This window comes from Shewanella sp. SG44-2 (assembly GCF_014164215.1).
GTDB lineage: Bacteria > Pseudomonadota > Gammaproteobacteria > Enterobacterales > Shewanellaceae > Shewanella > Shewanella frigidimarina.
Genome location: NZ_JACJEU010000002.1, coordinates 206,371 through 220,361, shown reverse-complemented (window position 1 = coordinate 220,361; position 13,991 = coordinate 206,371). Strand labels below are relative to the sequence as shown.

The window sequence follows — 13,991 nt, the reverse complement described above, 5'->3', positions numbered from 1 at the left end:
GGAAATATGACGGCTGCCAAGCACTGCGCATACAAAATCCGCCATATCGAACATTGCTGGATCCCGATGGCCGACGGCATTCGTCTTTCAGCCCGCATCTGGATGCCAGAAAATGCTGAAGCTAAGCCTGTACCGGCTATTTTCGAGTTTATTCCTTATCGTAAACGTGATGGCGTCAGACTACGCGACGAAACCATGCATCCATATTTTGCCGGACACGGCTATGCCTGTATCCGTGTGGATATCCGTGGAAGCGGCGACTCTGAAGGTGTGCTGACGGACGAATATCTGCAGCAGGAACTCGACGATGGTATCACTGTTATTGAGTGGCTTGAGAAGCAACCATGGTGCGACGGCAATATTGGCATGTATGGGATCTCATGGGGGGGATTCAATGGCTTGCAAATTGCGGCAATGCAACCACCGCAACTTAAAGCTATCGTCAGCGTTTGCTCTACTGATGATCGCTACGCCGATGATGTGCACTATATGGGAGGCTGCCTGCTCGGTGATAATCTTTCTTGGGCCTCGACGATGTTTGCTTACAACTCTTTACCTCCGGATCCACAAATTGTCGGTAACAAGTGGCGCGACATGTGGTTTGAACGCCTTAAAGGCAGTGGCTTATGGCTCGATACTTGGCTTAATCATCAACACCGTGACGAATATTGGCAACATGGCTCAATTTGCGAAGATTTTTCTAAAGTACAGATCCCAGTCATGGCTGTCAGCGGCTGGGCCGATGGCTACAGTAATGCAGTTTTTCGGCTGCTCACCAACTTGCCTGGTCCGAGACAAGGATTAATTGGCCCCTGGAGCCATAAATACCCGCATATTGGCGTGCCCGGCCCTGCAATTGGTTTTTTGCAGGAATGTCTGCGGTGGTGGGATAAATGGTTGAAAGGTATTGAGACCGGCATTATGGACGAACCCATGCTGCGGGCATGGATGCTGGACAGTATGCCTCCGTCAACGTCTTACCATCAACGCTTTGGCCGCTGGGTCAGCGAACCATCTTGGCCGTCATCCAATATTGGTACACTTGCCTTCAAGCTTGATAAATATCGATTGGTAGATGAATTTGCAGAAGTTGCGGAGGAAGAACTGTGCTTGCAGTCGCCATTAAGTAACGGTCTGTTTGCGGGTAAATGGTGTTCATATAGCACAACACCAGATCTTCCCCATGATCAGCGTGAAGAAGAAGGCGGCGCGTTAGTTTTCACAAGTGAAGCTCTGGACACCACGCTTGAGATCATGGGCGCGGTGGTAATCGAGCTAGAAATATCGGCCAGTAAGCCAATGGCAATGATCGCTGTTCGTCTATCGGATGTGCATCCAGACAACAAAAGCTCGAGAGTAACATACGGCCTGCTGAATCTGACCCATAGAGATAGCCATGAAAATCCGACTCCACTGCAACCAAATAAGCGCTATTGGGTAAAGCTTCAGCTTAACGGTATCGCGCAGACCTTCCCTAAGGGCCACCGGATCCGAATTGCAATTTCTTCCTCTTATTTTCCGCTAGCTTGGCCTCCAGCAGAGTCGACACAACTCAAGATTTACACTGGTTGCAGTCGGGTGATATTGCCGAGTCGAATCCCACGTGAAGAAACGATAACTTTCCTTGATCCTGAGGCTTCCGTCAGTGGTGCCAAGCAGCAACTTATAGAAGGACATCATAACTGGCGAGTAATCCGCGAACTGGACAAGGATTTGTCTACTTTAGAAGTCATTAACGACAACGGTACTTACCTCCTCGATGATATCGACTTGATTGTGAATCGCGAAGCGAATGAGTGGTACTCCTATCAGCGTGATGACTTTCAATCGGCACAGGGTAAAACTCTCTGGCGATGGGGGTTTAAGCGAGGTGACTGGGCTGTAGAGACCGTCACTCGAACCTTACTGCACTGCGATGAGTTTTATTTTTATCTGGATGCAGAGCTAGACGCTTATGAAGGAGACAAGCGCGTTTATTCGCAAAACTGGAACCTTCGTATTAATCGTAACTGGGTTTGATACTGAAGTGGGTATTTAGGCCGGTATTCTGTATCGCCTCAATAGATCCTCGTATTATTCACAATCACGTTGCCACTACACACAACCCAGAACGATGTACTAAAGGCATTAAGGACGAAACAAGTACAGAAACAAACTTAACCTATTTGGGCTGCATATCGGTACACCGATATGCAGCCAACTGCGGGGAAATGATTAAAGACAGGGAATACCAAATTAAGCCGTTTGAAAATGCTAAAACAGACTAAAAAAATTTTTATCTATCCGCGCCAGCATCAACCAGCCTTATCACCAACTGCTTGTGTACTCTGAGGTAAATTTCAGTCTACAATGCCATGCATCACTTGTGCATCTATACGCATTAGCACTTACAGCAAAGGCCTTTAATGACCAATCCCTACTCAGCTAAACAGTGGCTCCAACTCAATATGCAGCAGCAAGGTTTATTACAGCCTTTGGAGTCATTGCCAAAGCTTGTCCAGCAATTAAGTTATGTACAAATTGACTCGATTAATGTGGTTGAACGCGCGCATCATCATGTATTACACAGTCGCCAGCCCGAATATTCTGCCACCATGTTGGACGCAGCAATGAGCGATAAAACGGTGTTTGAATATTGGTCCCATGCGGCTGCTTATCTGCCTATTGAAGACTACCGTTTTAGCCTGTATCGCAAACAGCAATTACAACAAGGTGGTAAGCATTGGTTTGAACCAGAACATAAAGTCATGCGTGAAGTTAAAGCCCGTATTAGCGCCGAAGGTCCATTAAAAGCCAGTCAGTTCACCCATGAGTCAGACACTAAAAATGGCACTTGGTGGGATTGGAAACCAGCTAAAAAAGCGCTTGAGCAGTTGTTTATGCAAGGCGAGTTAATGGTTGCTAGGCGCGACAAGTTTCAAAAGGTGTACGACTTAACAGAGCGAGTACTCCCAGAGCACATCGACACCACAGTGCCTAGCGATACAGAATTTGCCCAACACTTGATTCAGCGTTATTTATCGGCGCATGGTTTTGGTAATTTGCAGCAAATACAATATTTACGCAAAGGCCTCAAACCTCTACTCAGCAAAACATTAGCGCAACTGTGCGAACAAGGTGATATCGCCAGCTTTACCGACTCCAGCGCCAATACACAACACGTTTACTTCTACCAACCTACGCTCACCTTACCCACTGCTATTCCCAATAAAGTCTGGCTACTTAATCCGTTTGATAATTTAGTCATTCAACGCCAAAAGCTTAGGCAATGGTTTGGGTTTGATTATCAAATAGAAGTGTATGTGCCTGAGGCTAAACGCCAATTCGGCTATTATTCACTGCCCATTCTATGGCGTGACGGTTTTGTTGGCCGCGTGGATGTAAAAGCCGACCGTAAAAACCAATGTTTGTTACTGCAAAACCTGCACATTGAAACGAGCACATTGACGAACCAACATGATGAATTAAATGACAAAACACATTTTGTTTCTGCGTTAATCGAGGCCATTGATCACTACTGCACATTCAACAACTGCCAGCGTTGGCAACTAATACAATGTAACGATAAAACGATTGCTAAAATGTTACTCAAAGCAAGTCAACAGGGTAGTTAACTGCATACTCTGTACTTCGAATACAGTTCCCCCTCCCCTACAAAAGTGACGCAACACAATATATGCAGCGGTATGTAATGTTGTTCACGTTTTAAACATTTATTACCACACCCAATTCAATAGCTTGAGTTACGTCACTAACCCCAAAGATGTAGTGGGATACCTTCAAAAGGCTAAAAATAATAACAACCTACATAAAAACTTACGCGGGGAGAAAACACGATGTTTTATATACACATGCTGCTGTTATTAGCGGTGATATTTGTTGGTATTCGCCATGGCGGTATCGCCTTTGGTTTATTGGGCGGGTTGGGTGTATCGGTACTCGCATTTGTATTTGGCGTTGCACCAGGTGCGCCACCTATTAGTGTAATGTTAATTATTCTAGCCGTAGTGGCGGCTTCGGCGACGTTAGAGGCCACAGGCGGTTTAAAGCTGTTGGTAAAGTTTGCTGAAAAACTATTACGTAAACATCCAGAGCACATCGTCTTTTTAGGCCCACTATGTACCTATTCATTAACCGTTCTGGTTGGTACTGGTCATTCTGTTTATCCCCTTCTTCCTGTAATTTACGATGTGGCGTACAAAAAAGGCATCCGCCCAGAACGTCCATTAGCCATGGCAACTGTAGCATCACAAATGGGCATTACAGCCAGCCCAATTGCCGCTGCAGCAGCAGTAGTGCTTGCCACTGCCGTTGATAATAATCTAGATATTAACTTACTTGATGTACTCATGGTGACCATTCCCGCCACACTAACAGGCTTACTAGTAGCGTGTACTTGGAGCTTAAAGCGCGGTAAAGATTTAGATAAAGATGAAGAGTTTCAGGCACGTTTAACAGATGATGAGTTTCGTGAAGCATTAACCGACCCCAAAGCAGATGAGGTGCAAACACCCCAGGCCGAATCGACAGCAAAGAAAGGCTTAACAGTATTTTTACTGGGTATATTTGCCGTTATCATGGTGGCGATGTTTAGTAAGCAAATACTGCCAGCTGGCGTCAGCATGTCGGTAGCGATTCAATTTATGATGCTATCAGTCGGTGGAGTAATATTACTCGCCACCAATATCTCACCGAAAAAAATTGTCACCAGTAACGTGTTTACCGCCGGTATGACTGCGGTCATTATCATTTTTGGTATTGCATGGATGAGTGACACCATTATTGAGCACCATAAAACCTATTTAGTGAGTGCGGTAAGCGACATTGTCAGCGTGTATCCATGGACATTTGCTATCGCGATGTTTGTGTCTTCTATCTTCTTAAAAAGCCAAGCAGCGGTATTAACTATAATGCTGCCATTGGGGTATTCACTCGGCATCCCAGCACCAGTATTAATTGGTGTACTACCAGCGTGTTATGCCTACTTCTTCTTCCCATTCTACCCAAGCGATTTAGCCGCAATTAGTTTTGATAGAACCGGCACCACCCACATTGGTAAATACGTACTCAACCACAGCTTTATTATTCCAGGCTTTATTGGCGTAGTAACCGCCACATTTGTGGGTTACTTTATATCAATGGCGATTAACTAGCCCTAGCTTGTAATTTGGCTTTGAGCTTTAAGCTAAGAACTAAAGTGATAAATCGCTAGTGAATTTACAAAAACAAGTCGCTAGCATCAACAAAAATGGCAGCCAAACTGGCTGCCATTTTTATGTTTATTACTAGGTGAGAACTTGAATGCTAGGCAACTCCAACCACTAGTAGATAGTACCAAAGTATGAAGTTAAAATTTTGATAATCAATACAAAATATAGAGTTAAAAATCTTGTATAGCGAACTCTATTTTTACTAAAAAGGTAACTCGTAACCCTATAAAAATAACGATTTAAACTATAATAAATGTACCTTAAAAAATATAAGAAATATGATTATGCAGCCATATTTACAAGCTTTTGGAACTCAGTTTAATTTGGGATTTAACCCTAATGATTATCCATTTTTAATCGATAACAGTTACGGTAACGACACTTGTGTAAGCTTCTATTTTAAACAAGGCGATCAATACAGAAAATTGTGGGTTGATCATGAAATGGCCGATGACCGTGAAGAAAATGGTGCACGGTACACTATTGAGTCCGCAACGAATGAGGGGACGGATGAAGCACCCGAAATCTATGCAGGTGCTGACGCAATTAACATTTTTGAGTGCGAAACAAGCGAACATCTTATCGCTCATCTTAATCTAATATCCTCCAAGTAAATTCGCCCACCACATCGTCCTATGCAACACGCCGTAAACCCATCCATGGGGGCTTGACGAAAACATCCTGTTTTCAACAGTTGCATATGCCGATATAGCAGGCTTTGGCAAGATCATATGAATTAATCCACTCAATAAATCATCACTTTCGGTGTTTAAAAGAAGCCAATGTGACTCATAGTCCGTGGACTCCTTATTGAATAATACTGACAATACCGCATGTAATTCATTGGAGATAACACCATGTGTGATAATTCATATACCGAAGTAGTTGAAGATACTATTGATGGTTTTGATATCTATATAGAACCCAATCCTGACCAATATCGCGGCGGCTATATTTGGTCGGTTTCGAAAAATAATGAAGAGTTAGATACTGGGTTGGTTTTCTCTATAGATAATGCTTTCGAAGATATATTTGACAACATTAATTCAAATCAAAACAGTTCACTCTAACATCGGTCATAAATTCAATAAGCGATAATATATCACCCCTAATTTGTTCCGGATAACAGCGGTGCAAAGATTTCGGCACAACTAGTTTAACTCCAGCTAATTTCATCTCAGCATATTGATTAATTGAAACCCCTTCTTGTAGGGTAAATAAATGCTTTATTTTGATATCATCAGCCTCATTAATAATCTGTCGCCATCTATCTTTACATGTAGTTTTTACTGCCAACATTCGCAAATTTTGTCTAGGAAATAGTTTGTTATGATATGAGTCACAAGAAGGGAAAATGAAATCAGGTTTTTTGTTGGCTTCAGTTACACATTGTGAAGTAAAGTTTGTAATACCATTCTCTTGAAATATATGTTCTAAATGTAATTCCAGTGACTTTCCAGATCTAGATTTACGTCGGTTGCTTACTGAATTTGCAAGATTAACAAAGTCATCAACGGTATCAAAACCATCCCTGATTTTATCAAGCACATGAAACTCTTCAATTTTCTTAAATGCAGTATACTCAACATCCCTGCGTTCAATAAGTAAGTCATCTGGTTCTGCGGCTTTAAATGTATAAACTTCAGCCAAATACTTAATCAATTCTTCACCAGAAGGAAATTTAAGTCTCCAAGCATCTGGTATTTTGTACAGGTTCGACTCTTTTGGGTTTGTGCGCTTAAAACCACTTAACAGATTGCTTGATGGACCAAATAAGCATTCACCGGGTAAAACTTCACCTATCGATTGCTCAAGGAAATCTTCATCTTCAATAGTACTACATACCCATACCTGAACAGTTGCACAATCAGATTTATTACCCCGAACAAATGCAAATAAAGCTAAGGCACCTGTATTATCGGGATTTTGTAATGGTGATTTCTTTCCTCCCCAACCAGTGATACGTTTTTCATTTCTGGTTTTACCGAAAAATCGATTATTGTAATAAATAGCTCTTACTTGTTTATCATCAAAATCATGTGACAAAGTTACGGCTTTAAAATACAGGTCAGGGTTTAACCTATCTATGACATTCAATGAAGGAAAAAGATTATCCATCACATTTTTCGGAACATAAACTCCGACTTGATGACCGCCACTAGCGCCAGTATCATTAGCAGATAATCTTTTTATGTAAAGAGAATAACCAGTAGAAGAAATGCTTGATAACCAATCAGAAAATACCACTTTATACCTCGTAGTTATAAAAAATTTAAAACCTAAATCAATGTACCTCATAACATCTCGTTAGTCAGCTGATTCAACCAAAGATTATAGATATCAAAAGCCTCAACAATCTGGGATTCTTGTGTGATAGAATCTCACACAAATCCCCCTTAAAACTAAAGTCATGGTTAAAGATATTATAACTCTTGGAGATGAACTCAATGAGCTCCTCCATAAAGATGACGAAATTGCCACACACTCATTATTCAAGTTACTAATTGAAATATATGATCAAAAAAATCTAGCTATAAAATTAAGTGAGATTGGTATTGGCGTAAGCCGTGAAAACCTAAACAAATGGTCTAAAAACTCTAATTCTGCATGTATAAACTTAGACAAAAAAACTAGGCTATTTATCGAAAGTCATTTGTTGCCCAAGAAACCAGAACATTGGGATAATCCAACATTCACATTCATAGATCTTTTTGCCGGAATCGGTGGTATTAGGAAAGGATTTGAAGATTTAGGTGGTAAATGTGTATTTACAAATGAATTAGATCAAAAAGCTAGAAAAACATATCTTGCTAACTACTATGTCGATAAAGATGAGTTACCGTACTTCCTTGACAAAGAAGAAGATAATTCCAGGGCAAATACTTCTTTTATGGATATAACAAAGGTCACATGCAGCAATTGCCAAATTATGTCCGAATCAGAAAAGGCGTTACATATACTTCAACATGTTCCACAACATGATGTACTTTTAGCAGGTTTTCCTTGCCAACCTTTTTCTATTGCTGGTGTTTCAAAGAAAATATCCCTTGGCAGAGCACACGGCTTTGAGTGCGACACTCAAGGTACTTTATTCTTTGACGTAGAAAAAATAATTGAAGCAAGAAAACCAAAATTTTTTGTACTTGAGAATGTCAAAAATCTCAAAAGCCACGACAAAGGTAATACATTCGCAACAATTATCAGAACGTTAGACAAATTAGGATACTGGCTGCTTGATATCACTAATGCTGGTAAAGATATTGAAGATGCAATAATAAATGTTAGAAAAAGAAAAATAGAACCAACCATTATTGATGGTATTCATTTCACACCCCAGCATCGAGAACGAGTGGTTCTGGTAGGAATCAGAAATGATCTTATACAGAAATTTCCTGATTTAAAAAATCTATCTTTGTCTCAAATAGAAAAACCTGAAAGTCGTTATACTCTTGATGAAATCTTATCAGATTTAACAGAGGCTGAAGTTAAAAGGTATACGTTAACCCCAAACCTTTGGAATTATCTTTATCATTATGCTTTAAAACATAAAACCAAAGGTAACGGCTTTGGTTTTGGTCTTGTTAATCCTAGAGATCAACATGTTACAACTCGTACCCTTTCTGCTCGCTATTACAAAGATGGCTCAGAAATTCTTGTAAATCATCAAGGGCTTGAAAATGAATACCTAGAAGCAAAAAAGAAATATGGTATTTTCAAGAACCAAGAAAGAGAAGAGTTTGCAACTTCCCATGCATTAAAATCTCTAGGTGACATAGAACAATCAGAGCAATCTAAGGAACTGATAAAGGATGGAGAAAAAATTTACGATGAAAAGTTTGGTCGCTACGCTGAAGAATTTAATCCTTTATATAAAACACCAAGAAGCCTCACACCAAACGAATGTGCAAGACTGATGGGATTTGAAAAGCCTGAATTTGATCGAACAAGATATGATCATGACTTTAAAATAGTTTGTGCTAATGCTAGTGCGTATAAACAATTTGGTAATTCAGTGGTTGTGCCTGTATTTAGAGCTGTGGCAAAACTCCTGAGACCCGCCATTGAACTGACAAAGGAATTTGATTAATTAAGCAACACATACCTTGTGCTTCTACCGCCCGCGCCGGTTTTGACCAAACATTGTTGTTCAACTAGTTGAGCTAAATGGCGGGTTGCGGTTGCGCGGCTGACTTTAGCGACTTTTTGATATTGGCTACTGCTGATCCCATCACTAAAATCACCATCAAGCAGCCGGTTAAGTACCTTAACTTGTTCTGTGGTTAACGCTGAGGTGAGTAAGCGTCGATCGACACGAAGCCAGAATTGGGTTTTCGCGATGGTTAGTTCAATGTTATTAATAGCATGAGGCGAATAGCAAGTTAATGACATCTAAGCTGACTGATTTATCTGTATCACCACATCTTGCTAGCTCTAAACTAACGTTGAAAAGTAAAAAAACTTAGTTTGAAAAACTAAACTTTTACGGCAATGATTAACGTGTAAATGACAAAGTTTAAACTTTTATAGATAATAAAGTTTGAATAATGAACAAAATACGTCAATAATCAACGTATATTTAAGCCTAATCAAACCAGATGCGATAGTCGAACATGCTGAACACTAAAGCCAGAACACAACTACAGAATGCATTGCCTTTGGATATGGTAGCCACAAAACCATGGCTTGAAGCACAAGGGCTTAGCCTGCACTTTCTAGACAATGCTGTACGTAGCCGAACTTTAATTCCCCTCACCGCTGGGGTTTATGTAAGACTGGAGGCAAATCTCTCCTGGAAAGGCCTTGTTGCTTCTGTACAACGTATGTCAGATAGTCCTATTCATGTGGGAGGCTTAACAGCGTTAGAGCTTGAGGGTTTGGGGCATTATGTGTCTATCGGCGATAAACCTAAAATACAGCTTTATTCTAATTCCGCATTACCTCGCTGGCTGGACAGAATCGATATTTCAGCAGAGTTTGAATGGCATGGCACAAAACGTATATGGCCAGAAACACTGATGCACAATAGTCAATATCTACGACAAAACACGTGGAGAGAATCACTCCCTCCGCTTTTTTATTCTTGTCCAGAAAAAGCGATTCTTGAGCTCTTAACAACAGTGCCCCAACACACTAGCTTTGAACACGCGGATCAAATTATGCAGGGGTTGAGCAATCTTTCACCACGTAAGTTGGATGTCTTACTTAAAGCCTGCTGCAGTATCAAAATTAAACGGCTGTTTCTTTGGCTGGCAAATAGACAACAACATGCCTGGCTTAAGTATCTGACACCTGAACAATATGACCTAGGCACAGGCAAGCGACTTATCGCACAAAACGGCAAACTAGAGCCAACTTGGCAAATCACTATACCCAAGGAGATGTAACCACGATGGATAGAAAAAGCCATTATTATCGACAGGTCCAACTGTTACTTCAAGTTATTCCCTTTGTTGCCCAGCACGACTGTTTTGCTCTTAAAGGAGGGACGGCAATCAATTTGTTTGTTCGTGACTTTCCAAGGCTTTCCGTTGATATTGATCTGGTATTCCTGCCCATGATGGCAAGGCAACAAGCCTTACTGACAATTAAAGAGAACTTAGATACATTGGCTTCATCCATCATAAACAGCATCGATAACACCCGCGTTGTTCGTTCATACCAAGATAAAATTGATGCGCTACGTCTATTAGTAGAACGAAATGGTGTTCAAATTAAAATAGAGCTTTCTCCAGTTCTACGTGGGACGGTTTACGAGTCAAAACTCATTTCTGTAAATGAAGCTGTTGAAGATGAATTTGGTTTTGCTGAAATGGTAGTTGTGAGTTTTGCCGATCTGTATGCGGGTAAGATTTGTGCAGCGCTCGATCGCCAACATCCAAGAGATCTTTTCGACATAAAGCAATTACTTGATAACGAAGGACTTACCGATGAACTACGTAAAGCACTACTGGTATATATTATCAGTCACCCTCGTCCAATCGCCGAACTACTAAATCCTCATTTTAAAAACATCTCAGATGTGTATCGAGGTGAATTTATTAACATGGCTGAATACGATATCCCACAGACAGAGCTTGAGGCAGCACGGGAACAATTAGTGAAAATAATAAACATCTCGCTAACACGAGAAGAACGAACATTTTTATTGTCATTCAAAAACCGATCACCCAACTGGTCATTGCTTGGACTTTCCGGTGTTGAACAATTACCCGCCATACTTTGGAAGCAGCAAAATTTAACTAAGATGTCTCCAGATAAGCATGCATATGCTTATGACCGGCTTAAAAGAGTTCTTGCTGCCAAGCCCGCAACTCCAGTTTAATTTAAGCATTCAATTTGTGAAAATAGCAATTTATTCGCCTCACCATATGAGGCGAATAGGATGGTTAATTGCCTCATGGATCCGACTAGCAAGCGCAATAACACCTTGGCTGGCATTTCGGTATAATCATTTACTGATTCTATAACCTTTAAATTTTTATCACTCAATGCGACTGTAATTAATGACACCTAAGCTAACTGAAGTATCAACATCACCACAAGCCGCTAAGCCTAAACCCACTTTACCTAAACCCACTGTGGCAAATGAACAGGCAAATAAAGTGTTTATTATTGGCCTGCCACGTACGGGCACAACCAGTGTGAGCGTGGCGTTGCTTGAGCAAGGGTTAACGGTTGCCCACCAAGCCTTTACTAAGCAGGCGTTTATGTTGGCCGATGCGGTGTCTGATGCGCCGTGTTTCAGTGATTATCAACAATTAGATACGCTATTTCCCAACGCTAAATTTGTCTATTTAGATAGGCCGCTAGATAAGTGGTTACCGTCGATGCAAATGCTATTGAGCAGAATGTTGGTACATTTAGATAAAGACAATGGTCGCTTTCATCCAATAATGAAACGCAGCTTTAATCATTGCTTTGATATATTGCAAGTTGAAGATGTGTTTGATGAAGCGCATTTAACGGCCTGTTACCAACGCCACCAGCAGCAAGTGTTGAGCTATTTTGCAGGGCGAAATGACTTTATCTCTATTGATATCAGTGTCGATGGTAGCCTTGCTACGCTGTTGCAGTTTATCGGTTTAGCAAAGCCTAATACGGCTGAACTCCCGCAACTGGACTTTCCACCGTTAAACTTTCCACAATTAAACATGGGCCGCAATGTGGCCAGCTGGGATGAATATAAACACCCAAATAAAATTAGCGCTAATGCCTCTGGCCCAGATAAACGTAAGTTTTTTGATTACCGCCTAGATTAGTATTGTTAGTTATCCTTTCTTAGTCTTTATTTTTAGAACGCTTTTTCTTAGCAACGGTTAACCAATCTAAACTGACACCCGATATGGCATTAAAACCACGGATGCGGAAAATAAGCGTCAGTAATTGCGGTCTTGGGCGAGCTTTGGGTTCAACTGAGCGCGGAATAAACCACAATGCCACCAGCGATCGCATGGTGGTCGATACCATAAACACCAAAAATATTGGGTTGGTTAACCAAGCGTTTAAACCTGTCCAGATTAGAAACTCTGCTGCATAAGAGGCAATCACGCCTCCCACCATCGCGCCAACAAACACAAAACCCGCGCTCAATGCCGCCTGTAATGCGGCATAAATAGCAAAGTCACTGCGAAAAGGTCGAATATCGTAAAGGTAATTGGCAGTACTTAAGGTAAAGCCACTCCAGGCTAAACCGGAAAAGGCTTGAATCGCCAATATATAAAGATAGTTGTCGGAAAAAAGCCACAATAAAGGCAAGCTGGGAATTAAGCAGCTGGTGATGATCATCACTAATCTATTGCCGTACAGATCGCTAAATCGGCCCCAAAATCGCAAGGTAATAAACTGCGTAAAAATAGAGGCCACACTAGAAAGCACAAATTCAAAATAGGTAAAATGCAGTTCTTCCAGCATGTATACTGCAAAAAAAGGTGCCGAAATGGCAACCATGCACTGCATACCCGCAACAAATAAACTGTAATGGCGGAAGGTTTTGTCTTTCCAGGCTTCACGAAAATTACCAAATGTTTGTTTAAACACCCCAGACGCTTTGGCAATTCTAGGCTCGGGGTCGTGCATTTGCAGTAACAACCAGGCTGAAGTAAACCGGCCCATTGCCGCAATCGAAAACAGTAAACTAAAACCCAACCATGCCATTTCTATTGAGTCGGTTAAGGTTAAAATACCGCCGCCGACAAAAAACACACTCAGCGAGGCCATCATGGTTAATCGAGTACGTGAAGCAAAAAAGGCTCCTCGGCGGCGCTGCGGTACAATCATGCCCATCCAGGCACGCCAATGCGGCTGAATAAGATTGATAAAACCTTGATACAACACCGCTAAGCCAATAAATAACCACACTGCATTATCAGGTCTAAATGCCGCTAACGCGCCCATACCTAACACAACTACGGCTTGTAACACTGCACATGCCACTATAAATTGCCGACGACTGAAATGACTCGCCAGCCATACTGACAACAGTTGCGCCAGTGAGCCAAACAACTGGGGTAAGCCAGTTACCCAGCCCATTTGGCCTAAACTAGCCCCTAAGAATATGGCATAAGCATTAAAAAAGTTATCACTGGTGGCGGTCATGGTTGACGATGCAACCGCCTCTTGTTGGCTACGGCGTAGGGTACATCGAAGCCACGACAGTCTGTCACGACTGCGCGAACAAGGATTATTGCTGCTCGATGAAGGTTCTAAAGCCATAAGATGTATGAATGCACGCCATTGCTAAGTAACTGATTAGGGTTATGGGTTTACGTCACGGATTAACGC

At 41.5% G+C, this 13,991-nt stretch carries 11 protein-coding genes and 1 pseudogene; 9 read left to right on the top strand and 3 right to left on the bottom strand.

Translation table 11 applies throughout. The features are described from left to right. Positions 1-6 precede the first annotated feature (6 nt). The 5 genes from H5181_RS02480 (at position 7) to H5181_RS02460 (ending at position 6,280) form a co-directional block, all read left to right on the top strand. Positions 7-2,019 carry a CocE/NonD family hydrolase gene (locus H5181_RS02480; RefSeq protein WP_182750122.1) on the top strand — a complete coding sequence of 671 codons (2,013 nt, stop codon included), beginning with the start codon at positions 7-9 and terminating at the stop codon, positions 2,017-2,019. 386 nt (positions 2,020-2,405) lie between these two features. After that, positions 2,406-3,614, top strand: a complete 1,209-nt coding sequence (locus H5181_RS02475; protein WP_182750121.1) for a winged helix-turn-helix domain-containing protein — start codon at positions 2,406-2,408, stop codon at positions 3,612-3,614. 222 nt (positions 3,615-3,836) lie between these two features. Beyond that, complete coding sequence (locus tag H5181_RS02470; protein ID WP_011639250.1) at positions 3,837-5,153, top strand: anaerobic C4-dicarboxylate transporter; 1,317 nt, start codon at positions 3,837-3,839, stop codon at positions 5,151-5,153. 341 nt (positions 5,154-5,494) lie between these two features. Beyond that, on the top strand, positions 5,495-5,824 hold the full coding sequence (locus H5181_RS02465; protein ID WP_182750120.1) for a hypothetical protein: 330 nt from the start codon (positions 5,495-5,497) through the stop codon (positions 5,822-5,824). 243 nt (positions 5,825-6,067) lie between these two features. Beyond that, the gene (locus H5181_RS02460) at positions 6,068-6,280 is read left to right on the top strand and encodes a hypothetical protein (RefSeq protein ID WP_182750119.1); all 213 of its coding nucleotides are present in this window, start codon (positions 6,068-6,070) and stop codon (positions 6,278-6,280) included. Here H5181_RS02460 and H5181_RS02455 read toward each other — a convergent pair. Then, a complete protein-coding gene (locus H5181_RS02455; RefSeq protein WP_182750118.1) occupies positions 6,252-7,508 on the bottom strand; it encodes a type II restriction endonuclease in 1,257 nt (418 codons plus the stop codon). The genes H5181_RS02460 and H5181_RS02455 overlap by 29 nt on opposite strands. Positions 7,509-7,620: 112 nt before the next feature. Here H5181_RS02455 and dcm point away from each other — a divergent pair, with 112 nt between their 5' ends. Beyond that, positions 7,621-9,297: a DNA (cytosine-5-)-methyltransferase gene (gene dcm, locus H5181_RS02450; RefSeq protein WP_059746849.1), complete on the top strand. Its 1,677-nt coding sequence runs from the start codon at positions 7,621-7,623 to the stop codon at positions 9,295-9,297. Here the strand turns inward: dcm and H5181_RS02445 are convergent. Further along, positions 9,294-9,551: pseudogene (locus H5181_RS02445) on the bottom strand (DUF4172 domain-containing protein); the annotation flags it as partial. The gene dcm and the pseudogene H5181_RS02445 sit on opposite strands and share 4 nt — an antisense overlap. A gap of 269 nt (positions 9,552-9,820) precedes the next feature. Here H5181_RS02445 and H5181_RS02440 point away from each other — a divergent pair. The 3 genes from H5181_RS02440 to H5181_RS02430 all read left to right on the top strand — a co-directional run bounded on the left by H5181_RS02440 (position 9,821) and on the right by H5181_RS02430 (position 12,469). Next, complete coding sequence (locus H5181_RS02440) at positions 9,821-10,594, top strand: type IV toxin-antitoxin system AbiEi family antitoxin domain-containing protein (protein ID WP_059746852.1); 774 nt, start codon at positions 9,821-9,823, stop codon at positions 10,592-10,594. 5 nt (positions 10,595-10,599) lie between these two features. Further along, complete coding sequence (locus tag H5181_RS02435) at positions 10,600-11,532, top strand: nucleotidyl transferase AbiEii/AbiGii toxin family protein (protein ID WP_059746854.1); 933 nt, start codon at positions 10,600-10,602, stop codon at positions 11,530-11,532. 181 nt (positions 11,533-11,713) lie between these two features. Continuing rightward, positions 11,714-12,469 carry a sulfotransferase family protein gene (locus H5181_RS02430; RefSeq protein WP_182750117.1) on the top strand — a complete coding sequence of 252 codons (756 nt, stop codon included), beginning with the start codon at positions 11,714-11,716 and terminating at the stop codon, positions 12,467-12,469. 19 nt (positions 12,470-12,488) lie between these two features. Here H5181_RS02430 and H5181_RS02425 read toward each other — a convergent pair whose 3' ends face one another. Further along, on the bottom strand, positions 12,489-13,922 hold the full coding sequence (locus tag H5181_RS02425) for an MFS transporter (protein WP_182750116.1): 1,434 nt from the start codon (positions 13,920-13,922) through the stop codon (positions 12,489-12,491). Positions 13,923-13,991: the final 69 nt, after the last annotated feature.

What these genes read in the sequence shown, in the direction of transcription:
- H5181_RS02440 (WP_059746852.1), top strand. Translation starts at nt 9,821, where the DNA reads ATGCTGAACACTAAAGCCAGAACACAACTACAGAATGCATTGCCTTTG.
- H5181_RS02465 (WP_182750120.1), top strand. Translation starts at nt 5,495, where the DNA reads ATGCAGCCATATTTACAAGCTTTTGGAACTCAGTTTAATTTGGGATTT.
- H5181_RS02430 (WP_182750117.1), top strand. Translation starts at nt 11,714, where the DNA reads ATGACACCTAAGCTAACTGAAGTATCAACATCACCACAAGCCGCTAAG.
- H5181_RS02425 (WP_182750116.1), bottom strand. Translation starts at nt 13,922, where the DNA reads ATGGCTTTAGAACCTTCATCGAGCAGCAATAATCCTTGTTCGCGCAGT.
- H5181_RS02455 (WP_182750118.1), bottom strand. Translation starts at nt 7,508, where the DNA reads ATGAGGTACATTGATTTAGGTTTTAAATTTTTTATAACTACGAGGTAT.
- H5181_RS02460 (WP_182750119.1), top strand. Translation starts at nt 6,068, where the DNA reads ATGTGTGATAATTCATATACCGAAGTAGTTGAAGATACTATTGATGGT.
- H5181_RS02480 (WP_182750122.1), top strand. Translation starts at nt 7, where the DNA reads ATGACGGCTGCCAAGCACTGCGCATACAAAATCCGCCATATCGAACAT.
- H5181_RS02475 (WP_182750121.1), top strand. Translation starts at nt 2,406, where the DNA reads ATGACCAATCCCTACTCAGCTAAACAGTGGCTCCAACTCAATATGCAG.
- dcm (WP_059746849.1), top strand. Translation starts at nt 7,621, where the DNA reads ATGGTTAAAGATATTATAACTCTTGGAGATGAACTCAATGAGCTCCTC.
- H5181_RS02435 (WP_059746854.1), top strand. Translation starts at nt 10,600, where the DNA reads ATGGATAGAAAAAGCCATTATTATCGACAGGTCCAACTGTTACTTCAA.
- H5181_RS02470 (WP_011639250.1), top strand. Translation starts at nt 3,837, where the DNA reads ATGTTTTATATACACATGCTGCTGTTATTAGCGGTGATATTTGTTGGT.